We start from the raw sequence: 16,297 nt of genomic DNA, 5'->3' as shown, positions 1-16,297 counted from the left end.
AAAATACCAACTGATAAAGCGCAGAACGTCTTTACAAAAGGTCACATCACGTAAGGAGGAAGGATCTCTTACTATGCTAAGTGGCATTAAAATTATCGACTTTACCAACTATATACCAGGACCCTTTGCCACATTACGACTTGCTGAACTGGGAGCTGAGGTTATTAAGGTGGAAGCCCCTGAAGGAGATCCGGCAAGACATAATGAGAATGGTTTCGTTTTTACAGCCCATAACCGCGGCAAAAAGAGTATCTCCATGAATTTGAAACATGAAGAGGGGAAAAAGATTGCCCTCGACTTACTTAAAAAGGCTGATGCTGTCATTGAAAGTTTCCGGCCTGGTGTTATGGAAAAGCTAGGACTTGGTTATAAGGCTGTCAGCAGTCTCAATCCCGCGATTATCTACTGTTCCATTACAGGCTACGGAAACAGCGGGAAAATGTCTGAGCTTGGCAGTCATGATTTGAATTATATGAGTGTTAGCGGTGCTCTTGCCCAGCTTAAGGATGGGACGGGCAAGCCGGTCCATCCGAACCATACCTTTGCAGACTATATCGGCGGTTTAGCAGCAAGTGAACGGATCCTGGCAGGACTTGTGGCCAGAGGTCGATCAGGTGAAGGAAGCTATCATTGCATTTCGATTGCCGATAGCATGGCTTCGTTGATGACGAACCATGTTCTAATCCAGAAGGAGACAGGCTACCCGAATGGCATTCAAGTTTTAAACGGTACCGTGATTTCATATGGTCTGTATGAAACGAAGGATAAGAGATATGTGAGCCTTGCTGCCTTGGAGCCTAAATTTTGGCGAAACTTTTGTCAGGCACTTGGCAGGGAGGAGTGGCTGACTGCCCACTACTTGAAACCAAAATCAGAAAATTCGATTTATTGTGAACTGGTTGATTTGTTTCGTAGCAAGTCACAATCAGAGTGGTCTGCATTTGGCCAGGAGGTGGACTGCTGTCTTACGCCTGTACTTGAAGCGGATCAGCTTGCTGACTACCCTATTTTTAAGGAAAAGGACTTTGTTTCTTTAGAAGGACAAGTGAAAATCCATGGGGACTTAAATTGGAAGTCTGTCACATCGCCACCTGAAAAAGGTGAACAAACAAAGGAAATTTTACAAGAGTGGCTTAATGCTACTGATCAGGAAGTTCTTGATTGGCAGAAGAAGGGTGTTATTGAATAAAAATATGGAGAAAACGGAAGGGGAAATATCAGTATGATGAATGTTCCATTAACAGTAGGTTCACTACTCGAAAGAGCAGAAAAGTTTTTCCCGAAAAAGCAAATCGTTTCACGGACATTTTCGGGTACGCATCGTTTTACGTATAAGGAAATCGGAGAACGTACACGGAGACTTTCAAGCGCCCTAGAGAATCTGGGTGTAGGAAAAGGAGATAGAGTCGGGACATTTGCTTGGAATCACCATCGCCATCTGGAGGTTTATTTTGCAGCTCCAGGAATGGGGGCGGTTCTTCATACCATCAATATCCGCCTGTCTCCTGAACATATTTCATACATTATCAACCATGCTGAAGATAAGGTGTTATTCGTTGATGAGGATTTACTGCCAATCATTGAACAGAGTAAAGACCAATTCAAAACAGTAGAAGCCTATATCATCATGACGGACAAAGACGAGCTTCCGGAGACCACACTTGAACCCGTCTATTCATATGAAGAACTATTGAAAGAAGCCAATCCACATTTCGAATTCGTAAAGGACATCGATGAAAATGAACCGGCGGGAATGTGCTATACATCTGCTACCACAGGCAAACCAAAAGGTGTAGTCTACTCACACAGAGGAATTGTCCTTCACAGCTTTGCCTTTGGGTTAGCTGATACGGCTGCGCTTTCAGAAAGGGATGTCGTTATGCCGGTTGTGCCGATGTTCCATGCCAACGCCTGGGGAATGCCGTTTGCCGCCACCTGGTTTGGCTCCACTCAAGTTTTACCAGGTCCGTCATTCACACCAAAGCTTCTTGCTGAACTGATTGAAGAAGAAGAAGTGACCCTTACTGCTGGCGTTCCAACCATTTGGCTGGGACTTCTGAATGAACTGGAAAATGGGAACTATACGACTTCTTCGTTACGATCCATTATATGCGGTGGTTCAGCAGCTCCACGGGGAATGATCAAAACCTTCGAAACGAAGTACAAAATTCCATTCCTTCACGCATACGGCATGACAGAGACCACTCCACTTGCGGTTGTTTCTCGACTCAAGAGCTACCAGACCGAACTTGATGAAGAGGAAATCCTTGATATCCGTTCGAAGCAAGGACTCATTGTACCAGGTCTTGAAATGAAAGTAATGGGAGTCGATGGAGAGGTGAAATGGGACGGCGAGGAAATGGGGGAAATCATGCTCCGTGGACCGTGGATAGCAGATGAATATTACAAGGATGATCGTTCCCATGAGGCATTCAAGGATGGCTGGCTTTACACAGGTGACGTTGCGACAGTCGATGAAGAAGGTATTATCAAGCTTGTTGACCGAACAAAGGATCTGATCAAGAGTGGGGGAGAATGGATTTCGTCTGTTGACCTCGAAAATGCCTTGATGGCACATGAAGCTGTCTTTGAAGCAAGCATTGTCGCTGTCCCTCACCAGCAGTGGCAAGAACGTCCTGTTGCCTGCGTAGTGTTGAAGGATCCATATAAAGGAAAAGTGGGTAACCAAGAGTTAATCGATTTCATTGCCCCTCAATTCGCAAAATGGTGGCTTCCTGATGATATCGTCTTTATGGACGAAATACCGAAAACATCTGTAGGTAAATTTCTGAAACGTGCACTACGTGAGCAGTTGAAGGATCACTTGGTGCAGAAGTCTTAAGAGTGGTAGCCACTATGGCCCCCTAATGAGTCGAACGGTTTCTATTTATTTTATTGAAAAAAAGGGTTTTAATTGACGAAAAAGAATGATTATAGTGAATGATATTTTAGGGGGCGATGGTCGATGGGAAGATTAGTGCATTTCGAAGTTCATGTGGATGACATGGAAAGAGCAAAGAAGTTTTATGGAGAAGTATTCCAGTGGAAATTCGAGGATTGGAGCGAATTCGCCGGGATGCCTTACTTTGGAGCGGTGACGGGTGACGAAAGTGTACCCGGGATCAACGGTGCATTGATGCAGAGGCAAGGTCCTCCTCCTGAAGCAAACCAGCCGATGAATGGGTATTCGTGTACGATGGGAGTAGGGAATTACGATGAAACAGAGAAGCGCATTCTGGAACATGGCGGAAAGGTCGCCCTGCCCAAGTATGCCCTGCCTGGAATGGCGTGGCAAGGATACTACATAGACACCGAAGGGAATATTTTTGGGATTCATCAGCCGGATGAGAATGCGAAATAAAAGGATTTAGAACCATTAGATGCCTGGTCAGTATTATAGATGACCAGGCATTTTTTGTTTTTGTAAGCTTTGTTGCTGATAAAATCAATGAATGGGATGTATATTTTTGGAAAATATCTCATATATGAGAATTTCGGCTCGTAAATTCCCAAAAACGGCTCATAAATCCTAAAAGTGGCTCGAAAAGAGTGAAAACCTGCTCATAAAATAGCAGTGAGAATGATAGTCCAAAGTGTCGACCGTATAAAATATTAAGATCGATTGAACAAACATCTAAGAAGCAGTTTTATCGTTTTTAATCAAAATCAAGAGTAATATAAAGGTGATTTTCCATTCCATGATACCGGTCAATTTGACGAGCGGTAAGGTATGCATTCATAAAATGCAATTAAGTACTGATCAGTTAATAGCTACATTCTTTACAAAAAACCCTTTTTGTATGAAACATGTATGCCTGTTCATGAAACGTATAAAATAACAGCGATTGAACAATGAAGATAATGGAAGGGTGAGGGCTAATGAAGGCTGTTCAAGTTACCGGATACGGAGATATCGACAAATTAGAAGTAAAAACAGTTCCGATCCCGACGCCGAAACAGGATGAAGTCCTGGTCAAGGTTAAGGCATGTGCCATTAATAACACAGAGATTTGGATGAGAGAAGGCGCGTATGGAACAGGTGCAAAGTCAGGCTGGCGTCCTGAAGGGGTCCAGTTTCCGAGAACTCCCGGTTCCGATATTGCAGGTGAGATTGTAGAAGTCGGAGAGAACGTTTCGAAAGCCTTGATCGGTAAGAGGGTTGTCCTTTTTCCTTTCACCTCAAGTGGCGAGGAGGGTTATGAGCATATTTCTGAGGATATGTCCTTCATAGGTTCTGAGTATGATGGAGGGTACGCTGAATATGTCGTATGGCCTGCTGAACTTTGTTATGACATGCCACTCTCAACATATGAAGAAAGTGCTGTGTTTTCTGTAAGCGGGCTGACAGCTTGGCATATGGTGGAGCAAATCCAGGCTAAGGCAGGAGAGACAATCGTCGTCACAGGTGCGAATGGCGGTGTAGGGTCATTGAATGTTCAAATTGCTTCTAACGTTTTTGGAGCAAAGGTCATTGCCATAGTGGGGGATATTGGCTTAGAGGATAAAATGAAAGAACTAGGAGCCACACATGTATTGTCTTACAGATCTCATAACCTTGCTGAAGAAATAGTCGAAGTGAATGGAGGTCCCGTCGACTCTGTATTAGATGTCGTGGGGGATGCGTTGTTTTCAATATCCCTTCAAGTATTGAAAAAAGGAGGGAAGTTTTGTATCTCGGGATCTGCCGGTGGTCAGAAAACGGAACTCGATTTCAGAACGGTTTATTTAAAGCATATCACTTTATATGGCTCCGTTTTAGGAACACGACAAGAGTTTACACGTATGCTTGAAGCCATCTCTTCCGGGAAAATTAAACCTGTCATTGATCGCACATTTGCTCTTGAAAAAGCGGGAGAAGCACAAACGTATTTTAAACAATCAGGAAAGATCGGGAAGATTGTATTACTTCCAGGATGATTTCTTGAAAGGATCGGAGCAAAATCCGAAATAGCAGTGCAAAAAACATATGATTTGTAGCACAACAAAAAAACCTTGGGATATTCCCAAGGTTTTTATTCGCTATTCTTTTATCGCTAGGTAATCTTATTCTTTTCTGACGCAACATTCTCATTCATGATTTTTTTAAATAGCATTATCTCTTCACTTAATTCGAAAAATCTCTTCGGTATGACGATTGCTTTATTTTTAGATACATATATAAGAAACATAGGAGGGTACTCTCGAATTGAAACAATATCATTCCATTCAATATAGGTGATCGACCTTCCTCTTTTTTGATTTATCCCATTTTCATGAAAAGTATAGGTGAATTCATTCTTTATCAATTGGTCACTCTTATATTCCCTTGTTGCTTTAATTCGAATGATTAACTTAGCGTATAGAAAAAATAGGATTGAAATCGAAACGGAGACCGTGGAACTCACCAAAAAAATGGCAGCCATGTTTTCAAAATAAAAAATATCTCGAGGATTATAAAGAATGTAAGTGATAAAAGGGAAGATTAGTAAAAAAGTAGATAGCACAAGCCATTTAATCCATCCTCTGGTATGAAAAGATGAAAACTTCTTATATTCTTTGATCGTTAATGTCCCACGTACAGACAGTTCTCTTTTGGTATTTATATCTATATTGCTCATGAAACTCCTCCTACCTTCTATGATTTCAATCTATTATTGGAAGATATACAACAGCAACTAGCCGATTTTTTCCATCTTTTAACGTTGCTTAACTAAATTTCCAACTACATTTTACCATACAATACAATAGCAGAATCCGTTCTCTTTCATGAAGGATCTGCTTATTTTGTTCGATTAAAGGATTATAGCAGTGAAACGATGAACTATTTACTAATGGAATTTCCTTTGAGGTTTGAAATAAAAGAGGAATAAGCGTAAAGGGGTTTTACACGTGAAACAGGCATTGCTCGTCATTGATGTTCAGCAGGAATTAGTGGAAGGAAACGAAAAGGAACAGGCCGTCTTTCAAAAGGAAAAACTGATTGAAACCATCAATCGGGTCATCGAAATGGCCAAGGAAGCCGATGCCCATATCGTCTTCATAAGAGACAAGGATGTGGCGGGTGGAAACGGGGAAGGCTTTCAGGTCCACAGGGATTTACAGGTTCCGGACCACGCCGTCGTGTTTGACAAGCTGGCGACCAATTCCTTCTATGGGACGCCGTTACTAGATTTTTTAAAAGAAAAAGAGGTTGCTCATGTTGTAATAGCAGGCTGTCAGACCGAGTATTGCATCGACACTGCCGTTCGGTATGCAACGGTCAGTGGATTGGACGTCACGCTGGTGGCAGACGGTCATTCCACCAAGGATTCATCTGCATTAAAGGCTGAACAAATCATCGCCCATCATAATGTCGCACTGAGGGGGCATTATAATGTAAATCATTTCTCGGATGTCAGATCTTCCAATGAGGATCTATTTCAGCCTAAGCAAGATGGATATCGAAAGGAATACGGGATGTAGAAAGGGAAGACATCATAAGTAAGGTCTATTTTTATTTAAATTTGTCTATTTCCATCAAACCTTCTACAATGTAATGAACAAGTGGTGATATTGGAGGTATAAATCAAATGGACAACATGGAAAAACATTTTTCAGAAGATAAATTTTGGACTAAGCTGAAGAAGTTTGGCGTGAAAGCCGGGCATTCAGTCGTTTACACGGCTTTGCTTCTTTATTTTACCTTGCAAAAGCCGGATATTCCCGTAAAAGCAAAGATGGTAATCATCGGAGCTCTTGGGTATTTCATTCTTCCGACCGACTTGATACCAGACATAGCCGTGGGTGTTGGGTTTACCGACGACCTGGGTGCGTTAGGTCTGGCTTTATTACAGGTGGCCATGTATATCGATGACGAAGTAAAAGCAAAAGCCAAGGCGAAGCTGAGTGATTGGTTCGGAGATGATGTAGATACTTCGGAGGTTGATGATAAGTTATAGGAAAGAAACAGATAATTTGTAACCATTCACTTTACATGTCATGATGAATTCATACCAAATCTATCGGGATAAGGAGATGATGAAATGAACGTAGCAGTTGTAGGAGCGAATGGACAAATCGGAAAGCAAGTGGTTGGTCTTTTAAAGGAAAGCAGTGAGCACACACCAAGAGCCATTGTAAGGAAGGAAGAGCAAGCGCAGTCTTTTGAGCAGGATGGGGTTCAATCCTCTCTGGTTGATTTAGAGGGTACTGTGGATGAGATTACGAATGGTCTTAAAGGTGCTGACGCCATTGTCTTCACGGCAGGATCCGGTGGCAAAACAGGTGCGGATAAAACATTGCTCATCGATCTGGACGGAGCGGTGAAAACGATGGAGGCAGCCAAGCAGGCGGGAATCCAACGATTCATCTTGGTGAGTGCTCTACAAGCTCATAATCGAAAGAATTGGAATGAGTCCATAAAAGCTTATTATGTAGCAAAGCACTTTGCTGACTTGGCATTGGAACAGAGTGGCTTAACCTATACCATTATCCGTCCTGGGGGATTATTAAATGAACCGGGTACAGGGAAGGTAGCCGCAGCAGAAAATCTTTCAAGAAACTCTATTTCACGTGAAGATGTAGCTCACACGATTGTAGCGTCCTTAACAGAGGAACGCACCTTCAACCGAGGCTTTGATCTGACTTCAGGAAATGATGGGATCGAAGAGGCGGTACGAAAACTATAAGAATGAAAAAGGAATGATCATCGTGATGATGGTCATTCTTTTTTCATGGGAGTTAATATCGCTTTTGTTTGCCATATCACAAAAAAGGCAACCCTTAGGACATATGTCCTTTCACAAAACCTTAACCTCCTATTTAATAGAACAAAGAATAGGAGGATGAACGATGAAAGGTGCTTTATTTGCTCTGCTTGGGGGACTATGTATCACCATGCAGGGAATTTTCAATGCAAGAATGAGTGACGCGATCGGTGGATGGCATACGACTTCGATGGTTCATCTTGTGGCCTTTACGATTGCGATGATCATCTATATGAAAGTAAGAGATGGAAAAGGAAAGAGCTTCAGGCAGGTGCCGTTTCTGTACTTGATTGGAGGATCGTTCGGTGTGATTGTCGTGTTCTCAGAACTAACGGCGATTCATATGATCGGCCCGGCAGCGGCTATTGCGATTCTTCTTGTGGCACAGATCGGTACGGCATTTCTCATTGAGTCACGAGGATGGTTCGGCGAGAAGAAGATCCCGGTTACGCCCAGGCAGGCTGTGGGACTGACGATGATGCTTGCAGGGGTTATCCTTTTCCAATTGTAGAAGAAGGAGTCAAATGATGAAAGAAATACAAAGTGCGGAAACAGACCATTATATAAAACAATTCGAGCTGGAAGAGTTATTTCCAAATCATTTTAGAAAATATATCAAAGTGTATTCCTTTGAAAAAGGAGACGTCTTATTTTCCACGGGGGAAGAAGTCGATGAACTGTATTTCCTTATGGAAGGGAAAATTAAGATCTTCACCCATACACCAGAGGGCAAGCTGCTGATCAACCGGTTCAAGCGTCCCCTTGCCCTGATTGGGGATGTGGAATATGCAAAAGGGACGGCGGTTCTTAACTCTGTGGAAGCCGTCACGGACGGGGTGTTCCTATCGGTTCCGTTCACGGATCTCTCAAGGCTCGAGAAGGAGCATCCGGCGATCCTGCGCTTTTTATTTGATACAGTGGCCCACAAGTTTTACACGGAATCTCATATCACGAGCATGCATATGCTGTATCCCGTCGAAGTACGCCTGGCGAGCTATTTATTATCCATTTCAGAAGCCGGCGAAGGGACGATGTTTCATCAGGAGATGCATACATCCAATCTCATGGAGCTCGCCGAATGGATCGGAACGAGCTATCGTCACCTGAACCGGGTACTAAAGAAGATGGCAACGGACGACCTCATCGAGCGGGTCAACGGTTCCATCACCATCAAAGATCTTGAAAAACTCAGCATCCTTGCAAAAGGAAACATCTATGAATAAGGAGGGAATCATATGATCGGAATCGGATTAGCCATTATGGCAGGAATCTTAATCAGTTTACAAAATGTATTCAATGCTCGTGTCAGTGAAAAAACAGGTCCGTGGGCAACAACAAGCCTGGTCCTTGGTCTCGGTCTCGTCTGTTCACTGCCGGTATTCTATACAATGGAAGATAAAAGTTTGCTGGACTTTAGTGGGGTCAATCCTGTCTTTCTATTTAGCGGGGTGTTCGGTGTCGGAATCGTGTTCTTCTTGATGAGGGGAGTTACACTCATTGGTCCAGCTTATGCGATTTCGATCGCGCTCATTTCTCAAATTACCATCGCATTTATCGTCAATACAGGAGGCATGTTCGGGTTTGAACCCTCTGCACTTTCTTGGGAGAAGCTGCTTGGGATTGCTTTGTTGATTGGTGGGGTGTTGGTTTATAAGTTGGAGAAGAGAACAGATGAAAAAGAAGATGTGATACGTGAGAAAGTAGGGGCGTAAACTCTTTATTCCCAACTGAATCCTTTAAGGAAAAATATAACATCATATTAGTTGTTTTGAAAATGTGAAGGGAAGCACTATATGAGGGTTCCTGAAAAGGTGGACGTTTATAAAATGAGGAAATTAAATGAAGGACTTGTTTTCTTCAATTGTACCCTCATACGAATGGATTATGAATAATGGGGGATAATAGTGGCGAGAAATAACGAGGAGGCTATTCCATGACAAGTGCTCTTGAAGCGATTTCCGCCATTATAAAAAATTTTGCAGATGAAGCACCTAAACCGCCTTTACATGTAGGAGAAGTAATGGACTTATGGACAGCTTTCACTGCTTTTCATGAAGCCCACTCCCTCTATCAAATAGGGTTAAATACTTCCACTGATAAAGATATGCTGCATGTGTTACAAAACGCATTGGAAGGTAGTAAGTCTGATACGAAAAAAATAGAAGAATTCCTTTTAAAAGAAGGAGTGCCCTTACCTTTGGTCAATCCTAAAAAACCGATATCAAATTCCAACGCTGTGCCGGAAGGGGTTAAGCTGAATGACGATGAGATTGCCAATCTCATTTCAGCCAAAGTGGCAACATCCATTACCTTTTGTGCTCAGGCAATGTCGAAAACCGTTCGAACCGATGTGGGATTAATGTTCTTTTCCATTCAAATCAACTTAATGAAATTCGCAGCACCGTTAAAAAACTTGATGATATCGAGAGGGTGGCTCAGGATTCCACCGAAATATAATCCCCCCGGTTCTCCAGATAGAGAAGGAGAATAAGATTTAGGAGAAATCTTATTCACGTTATAAGAAAAAACACGCCTCACCCATCTAGGTGGAGGCGTGTTTTTTTCTTATACCGTAATCGTTATTTCAAATCAAACCGATCCGCATCCATCACCTTTACCCAAGCGGCAACAAAGTCACGGACAAATTTCTCTTTGTTATCATCCTGGGCATATACTTCAGCTAATGAACGAAGCACCGAGTTAGAACCGAACACAAGGTCAAAGCGTGAGGCCGTTCGCACCACTTCACCTGTTTTGCGGTCACGACCTTCATATTGGTTGAAGCCTGCTGGCTTCCACTCAATGCCCATGTCGAGTAAGTTCACGAAGAAGTCGTTGTTTAAAGTACCGACTTTGTCTGTGAAAACACCGTGATCCGTGCCACCATGGTTGGTACCAAGGACACGCATACCGCCGAGAAGGACAGTCATTTCTGGCGCAGTCAGGCCGAGTAGCTGTGCTTTGTCCACAAGCATTTCTTCAGGGCTGACAGCGTATTCCTGCTTCTGGTAGTTACGGAATCCGTCTGATACGGGCTCAAGTACGCCGAAGTTTTCCACATCGGTCTGCTCAGCTGTTGCGTCGCCTCGACCTGGTGAGAATGGAACCGTAACCTCAAAGCCGGCGTCTTTTGCGGCTTTTTCGATCGCTGCGTTTCCTCCAAGTACGATGAGATCAGCCAGGCTGACTTTCTTGTTCAGCTTGCTCTGGAGGTCTTCGTAGACTCCAAGGACTTTTTCAAGCTGTTGTGGTTCGTTCGCTTCCCAGTCTTTCTGAGGAGCCAGGCGGATGCGTGCACCGTTCGCGCCTCCGCGCATATCAGAACCTCGATATGTGCTTGCTGATGCCCAAGCGGTTTTCACCAGTTCGCTCTCGGTTAAGCCTGTGTTTAGGATCTTTTCTTTCAGTTCGGCAATTTCACCATCCGATAGATCGTAATCCACTGCAGGAACTGGATCCTGCCAGATCAGGTCTTCCTGTGGAACCTCTGGACCCCAGTATCTTGCTTTTGGACCCATGTCACGGTGAAGTAGCTTGAACCAGGCACGGGAGAAGGCATCGGCGAACTCCTCAGGATTCTCGTGGAATCGACGGGAAATCTTCTCATAGTCGGGATCCATGCGCAGGGCCATATCCGCCGTTGTCATCATCGTCTTCACCTTGATGGATGGATCTTCCGCGTCCGGTGCCATATGCTCTTCCTTCATACCGACCGGTGTCCATTGAGAAGCGCCTGCCGCACTCTTCGTTTTCTCCCACTCATAGCCGAATAGAAGATCAAAGTAGCCATTATCCCATTTGGTTGGATTTGTTGTCCAGGCACCATCGACACCACTTGAAATCGTGTCGCGTCCTTTTCCGCTTCCATAAGAGCTGTTCCAACCAAACCCTTGTGTTTCCAGCGGAGCAGCTTCCGGATCGTCACCAACAAGAGAAGCGTCACCAGCTCCATGGGCCTTACCGAATGTATGACCACCGGCGACAAGGGCCACTGTTTCTTCATCATTCATTCCCATACGTCCGAATGTATCCCGGATATCACGGGCACTTCCCAGTGGATCCGGCTCCCCGTTTGGTCCTTCCGGGTTCACATAAATCAGACCCATCTGCACGGCAGCCAGTGGATTCTCAAGCTCACGGTCACCGGAATAACGGTTGTCAGCAAGCCATTCCTTCTCAGAACCCCAATACACATCTTCCTCAGGATGCCAAATGTCTTCACGTCCTGCACCAAATCCGAATGTCTTCAAGCCCATGGATTCAAGGGCCACATTCCCTGTTAACACAAGCAAATCCGCCCAGGAAATCTTATTTCCATACTTTTGTTTAATCGGCCATAACAGACGGCGAGCCTTATCAAGGTTAACATTATCCGGCCAGCTGTTCAGAGGGGCAAAGCGCTGTGCACCTGACGAGCCGCCTCCGCGTCCGTCGGTCTCACGATATGTACCTGCTGCGTGCCAAGACATCCGGATAAAGAATGGACCGTAATGACCGTAGTCAGCCGGCCACCAATCCTGGCTGTCTGTCATTAGATTGTGAAGATCTTGTTTCAGTGCATCGTAATCCAGCTTAGAGAATTCTTCCTTATAATTGAAGTCTTCCCCCATAGGGTTCGATTTCCTATCGTGCTGGCGAAGAATGTTCAAGTTCAGCATGTTCGGCCACCAGTGTTGATTCGTTGTACCACCAGGGGCTGTCGTTGTTGTGATCGCACTATCCTTGTGATGTGTCACAGGACACTGACCTGCAGCTGCTGAGTGATCCTTTTGATCGGGACGATGATTGTTTTCCATTTATCATTCTCCTTTCTGATATGAGACACTGCTTACTAAGGATGAAGTGTTAGATTATTGTGATAATTCTTACTTATTATTATAGTGGACTAGGAGTTTGATTAAAAGTGAGAAGTGTTGAAGGAATGTTTTTATAAAAAAAGAATTCTAATAGAATAAGAGAAAACAGGAGAAATATAACATGATTGAAACAAATCGAAGTGGCTCTGACAAATGTAAAATTGTGTTATAAGATAATAAGTATAAACCTGATGGACTAAATCAAAAAAATAACCTCCCAAAAAAGGAAGTGTAGAGATGAATTCACAAACCGTAATGCAAGAGCTGGAAGCCCTCGGTAAGGAACGATCGAAGAAAATGTACCTATCCAATGGTGCACATGAGCCGGTATTTGGGGTTGCAACAGGTGCGATGAAACCAATCGCTAAGAAAATCAAAAAGGATCAGGAATTGGCTGAGGAGTTATATGCAACAGGCAATTACGATGCCATGTACTTTGCCGGTATCATTGCTGATCCAAAAGCCATGACAGAGAAGGACTTTGATCGTTGGATTGATGGGGCGTATTTCTATATGCTGTCCGATTACGTGGTAGCCGTTACATTGGCTGAAGCTGATATCGCACAAGAGGTGGCTGATAAATGGATTGCAAGCGGAGAAGAGCTGAAAATGTCAGCGGGGTGGAGCTGCTACTGCTGGCTGCTCGGGAATCGAAAAGACGAAGAGTTTTCGGAAACGAAGCTTGCAGGGATGCTTGAAAAAGTAAAAGAGACCATTCACAGTGCTCCAGAACGAACGAAATCCTCGATGAATAATTTCGTCACGACAGTAGCAGTTTCTTATGTACCTCTTCATGAAAGGGCCCTCGAGACGGCAAAAGAAATTGGACCGGTAGAAATGAAACGGGACAACAAACCGAACAGCATCCTAAAGGCTGCCGATGATATTCAGAAGCAAGTAGAGAAAGGAAGGATTGGGTTTAAGCGGAAGTATGTAAGGTGCTAGATGTTCATGGGAGGTATTCTAATGAACAAATCAACAAAAGCAACGGAATGTCCAAAATGCGGTGGGAAGGAATTGGGCTTGGGTAAACAAACCGGGTATGCAGTAATGGCACCGGTAAAGAAAATGAGTCTTGGCTCAAATGTTGAATATGTGATTTGCACAGCCTGTGGATTTATTATTGAAGGGTATGTGAAGAAACCGGAGAAGTTTAAGGGGACGATATGATGAAATTCCTTCTCCAAAAAAAGCCGGCTCAGGCCGGCTTTTTTCATGTTTAGCTTTTTTGAGCATTCATCGCTTCCCATTCTTCTTTACTGGGACCATAAACGCCAGGAACTTTCAAATAAGCTTGTCTCATAAGAGCTGTCAATTGTCCACGATGGTGAACCTGGTGTTGAATGAGTAAACGGAATACAGCCTGTACCGGCATGTCCATTCCGAACAGATTCACCATTTCATTCATCTTTTCATCAGACACCTGCTCAGAAACGGCTTCTGTCAGGCGATCACTTACCAGCTTATACGTTTCGCTGATTTCTGTTGCAGATGTCGGTGCATCTTTCCGAAGATCTGGAACCTCAAAGGTGACACCTACCTGAGCAGGGAAGTAATAAGCGGCTCCTGTGATATGCCAGGCTACGCTCCCAATACTGTACAGATCCGGAGAAACCTCTTGCTTCAACGACTCATCCGTTAGTGCATCCAGCACTTTTTGGGTGACGGCTGCTTCTTGTTTCCATTCTTGTAAGAAATCATTTTTTGATGTGAACATTGTGATTCCCTCCTTTAATGTGAGAAACATACTTTCATTATTATTGTATCATGAGGAGTTCATTTTACGCTTCTTTCTACGGCTGTATCTCATTATTATTCAAAAAAGTTACAAACTCGAATGGAGCAGTTGGGAAGTGTATTTCTCTATCGCCACCTGTAAATTTTTTTAAATTTTATAGGTATAAAGACACATGCGTTCTCTGGCTCCCCATAATAAAATAACAAAGAAAAAGGTGGATGTTTTTGGAAAGGGGAAAATATGAGCGAAATTAAAATAAGAAATATGATGAAGCAGTTGCATAGTCCTGAGCCTGAGAAGCGGTTTGATGCTTTGGGGAATTTGTATGAATTAAAACAGAATGATCAACTGAAGATTCGAGTTGAAGTGTTAAAGGATATGGTGAAGTTAGCTGCTTCTTCTTTCCCTGAACGTGTCGACAGTTGGGATAATCCTTCTTTTGCTTTGATAGATTTTGTTTGTGATTATCCGATGCCGGAAATCATTGATGAGATCATTCTCTGTTTTGATACATTGGATCGAGACGCCAAAGTCCGTGCTCTGGTCTGTCTGTTGATGACGAAGGATGAGGGGATTTTTCAAGAAATCCATGATAAAACGGTCCGATTGATTTCAGAAGAGGAAGTCGAGTTGCCAGTCGAGGAACTATGTGAGTTTCCGGTGCTGTTAAGAGGCATTGTCGATAAGACAATCGAAAAACTGGAATCTTCTCATTATAAATTCATGTACTATGACTTCATTACAGCAATTAATGAGTCCGGTGTGGAGCCGGGTTACAAAAGGGCGAAAATTCTTCCGTTGCTCATTGCCGATTATAAAAAGCTAAGGGACGAGTACCGCGTGTATGATGGGGAATACAAGCCTGAATATGTGTATCGATCCTGGAAGGATTCCTATTTCCTTCTGAGGTATCGAATGAATGTGCTGATAGGATTAATGAACTTTTATTTTTCCGAAGAAACAGAGGACCTTCTGAAAGAGGCTACAATGTTCAAGGATCCGAGGATCAGCACAAATGCCTCAATCGTCTGTTTGAACAAGAATATCCAAGTTTTATCGGATATCCTTGAAAGGCTTTCTGTCAATGTTGAAAGTGCCGAAATGATGTACTGGGGACTAGCGGAAAGTAATAAAGAACATTTATATCCAGTCAGTCCCAAGCAGCCTGTTTTGGCCAAGTCGCACCTTTTTACACATCTTGTCTATTTGCAGGATGAAGAAGGGGAACTAATGAATATCTATCCAAATAATATCCAAGTGGTGGATTCAGTGGACACCGTCAATTCATACGGTCAGCCACTCCGCTATTATCTTCTGAGCTTTTCGCATGGGGAAGAAGTGCTCACGGGGTGGACAGGAGGATACGCATTGGAAGAAGAGGATGACGGTGCGGATATGTGGGAAGGGACTTACACCGATCTTGAGCCTTTTCACAACAGGTCCATTGAAGAGCATAAGCTACTGTTTATGAAAAAGCGTGAAGAGAATGCTCTCGAGGTTGAACAGACCATTCATTATGAAAGTTCACCTAAACTATCAAAAGGCTTATGGTTCTTCTATGCCATTCTAATTTCCCACTGGATAAGAGTTTTCATTAACGGAATAGATGAAGAGATTTTTATTTCCATAGGCTTCACTCTCCTTGGTGGAATACTCACAATCTATGAACTTTGGAAGAAAAAACGGAGTGCTGTCTCCATTGTAGGTAAAGAATTGATTAAGGTAAAAGGGGATAAGAAGGAAAGCATCCCTCTTCAAGAAATTAAAAAAGTGACTTATGATAAGAAATATATCAGCGTGTTCAACAAAGAGAATAGCCTTAAACTGAAGGTTCCATTAAGATGGGTGGAGTATGATCATTTTTATTATGCGATGGTGGAGCGGACGAGTCATTTGAGGGAGCAGCCGTATATTGAAGAGTAGGGGACAAGGGGACTTGTCCCTTTTTTCTGTCGAATATTCGTGACAAATGGAAAGGA

17 protein-coding genes are annotated in these 16,297 nt (G+C 43.4%); 14 read left to right on the top strand and 3 right to left on the bottom strand.

Annotated elements, in window-relative coordinates; genetic code table 11:
* Positions 1 to 73: 73 nt before the first annotated feature.
* The 4 genes from IQI_RS18525 (at position 74) to IQI_RS18510 (ending at position 4,917) form a co-directional block, all read left to right on the top strand.
* Positions 74 to 1,189, top strand: a complete 1,116-nt coding sequence (locus IQI_RS18525) for a CaiB/BaiF CoA transferase family protein (protein WP_064094150.1) — start codon at positions 74 to 76, stop codon at positions 1,187 to 1,189.
* A gap of 33 nt (positions 1,190 to 1,222) precedes the next feature.
* Entirely contained in the window at positions 1,223 to 2,842 is a 1,620-nt protein-coding gene (locus tag IQI_RS18520; protein WP_064094149.1) for a long-chain fatty acid--CoA ligase, read from the top strand.
* A gap of 123 nt (positions 2,843 to 2,965) precedes the next feature.
* The gene (locus tag IQI_RS18515; protein WP_064094148.1) at positions 2,966 to 3,361 is read left to right on the top strand and encodes a VOC family protein; all 396 of its coding nucleotides are present in this window, start codon (positions 2,966 to 2,968) and stop codon (positions 3,359 to 3,361) included.
* A 518-nt stretch (positions 3,362 to 3,879) separates the two neighbouring features.
* Positions 3,880 to 4,917 carry a zinc-binding dehydrogenase gene (locus IQI_RS18510; RefSeq protein WP_064094147.1) on the top strand — a complete coding sequence of 346 codons (1,038 nt, stop codon included), beginning with the start codon at positions 3,880 to 3,882 and terminating at the stop codon, positions 4,915 to 4,917.
* A gap of 116 nt (positions 4,918 to 5,033) precedes the next feature.
* Here the strand turns inward: IQI_RS18510 and IQI_RS18505 are convergent, their stop codons facing one another.
* Positions 5,034 to 5,597, bottom strand: coding sequence for a YcxB family protein (locus tag IQI_RS18505; RefSeq protein WP_064094146.1), 564 nt, complete (start codon positions 5,595 to 5,597; stop codon positions 5,034 to 5,036).
* A gap of 271 nt (positions 5,598 to 5,868) precedes the next feature.
* Between IQI_RS18505 and IQI_RS18500 the strand changes: the two genes are divergently transcribed.
* From IQI_RS18500 to IQI_RS18470, 7 genes are all read left to right on the top strand, one after another.
* The gene (locus IQI_RS18500; protein ID WP_064094145.1) at positions 5,869 to 6,441 is read left to right on the top strand and encodes a cysteine hydrolase family protein; all 573 of its coding nucleotides are present in this window, start codon (positions 5,869 to 5,871) and stop codon (positions 6,439 to 6,441) included.
* Between the two features lie 107 nt (positions 6,442 to 6,548).
* Positions 6,549 to 6,917 carry a YkvA family protein gene (locus IQI_RS18495; RefSeq protein WP_064094144.1) on the top strand — a complete coding sequence of 123 codons (369 nt, stop codon included), beginning with the start codon at positions 6,549 to 6,551 and terminating at the stop codon, positions 6,915 to 6,917.
* 84 nt (positions 6,918 to 7,001) lie between these two features.
* The gene (locus IQI_RS18490) at positions 7,002 to 7,646 is read left to right on the top strand and encodes an SDR family oxidoreductase (protein WP_064094143.1); all 645 of its coding nucleotides are present in this window, start codon (positions 7,002 to 7,004) and stop codon (positions 7,644 to 7,646) included.
* Positions 7,647 to 7,809: 163 nt separating this feature from the next.
* Entirely contained in the window at positions 7,810 to 8,235 is a 426-nt protein-coding gene (locus IQI_RS18485; protein ID WP_064094142.1) for a DMT family transporter, read from the top strand.
* A 16-nt stretch (positions 8,236 to 8,251) separates the two neighbouring features.
* The gene (locus tag IQI_RS18480) at positions 8,252 to 8,947 is read left to right on the top strand and encodes a Crp/Fnr family transcriptional regulator (protein ID WP_064094141.1); all 696 of its coding nucleotides are present in this window, start codon (positions 8,252 to 8,254) and stop codon (positions 8,945 to 8,947) included.
* Positions 8,948 to 8,959: 12 nt separating this feature from the next.
* Complete coding sequence (locus IQI_RS18475; RefSeq protein WP_064094140.1) at positions 8,960 to 9,436, top strand: DMT family transporter; 477 nt, start codon at positions 8,960 to 8,962, stop codon at positions 9,434 to 9,436.
* A 221-nt stretch (positions 9,437 to 9,657) separates the two neighbouring features.
* Entirely contained in the window at positions 9,658 to 10,215 is a 558-nt protein-coding gene (locus IQI_RS18470) for a DUF3231 family protein (RefSeq protein WP_064094139.1), read from the top strand.
* Between the two features lie 88 nt (positions 10,216 to 10,303).
* Here IQI_RS18470 and katG read toward each other — a convergent pair whose 3' ends face one another.
* Positions 10,304 to 12,520 carry a catalase/peroxidase HPI gene (gene katG / locus IQI_RS18465; RefSeq protein WP_064094138.1) on the bottom strand — a complete coding sequence of 739 codons (2,217 nt, stop codon included), beginning with the start codon at positions 12,518 to 12,520 and terminating at the stop codon, positions 10,304 to 10,306.
* A gap of 297 nt (positions 12,521 to 12,817) precedes the next feature.
* On the opposite strand from katG, the gene IQI_RS18460 reads away from it, so the two are divergent.
* Together IQI_RS18460 and IQI_RS18455 are read left to right on the top strand one after the other, a co-directional pair.
* Complete coding sequence (locus IQI_RS18460) at positions 12,818 to 13,525, top strand: DNA alkylation repair protein (protein ID WP_064094137.1); 708 nt, start codon at positions 12,818 to 12,820, stop codon at positions 13,523 to 13,525.
* 21 nt (positions 13,526 to 13,546) lie between these two features.
* Positions 13,547 to 13,750 (top strand): hypothetical protein, encoded by a 204-nt coding sequence (locus IQI_RS18455; protein ID WP_064094136.1) that lies wholly within the window; start codon positions 13,547 to 13,549, stop codon positions 13,748 to 13,750.
* A 49-nt stretch (positions 13,751 to 13,799) separates the two neighbouring features.
* Here the strand turns inward: IQI_RS18455 and IQI_RS18450 are convergent, their stop codons facing one another.
* Positions 13,800 to 14,297 (bottom strand): DinB family protein, encoded by a 498-nt coding sequence (locus IQI_RS18450; RefSeq protein WP_064094135.1) that lies wholly within the window; start codon positions 14,295 to 14,297, stop codon positions 13,800 to 13,802.
* A gap of 261 nt (positions 14,298 to 14,558) precedes the next feature.
* Between IQI_RS18450 and IQI_RS18445 the strand changes: the two genes are divergently transcribed.
* Complete coding sequence (locus IQI_RS18445) at positions 14,559 to 16,241, top strand: hypothetical protein (protein ID WP_064094134.1); 1,683 nt, start codon at positions 14,559 to 14,561, stop codon at positions 16,239 to 16,241.
* Positions 16,242 to 16,297 lie beyond the last annotated feature (56 nt).

It is taken from the genome of Rossellomorea aquimaris TF-12 (assembly GCF_001648555.1).
GTDB classification, from domain to species: Bacteria; Bacillota; Bacilli; order Bacillales; family Bacillaceae_B; genus Rossellomorea; species Rossellomorea aquimaris.
Note: the sequence above shows the minus strand (reverse complement) of the source record. Positions and strands in the feature narration are given on the sequence as shown.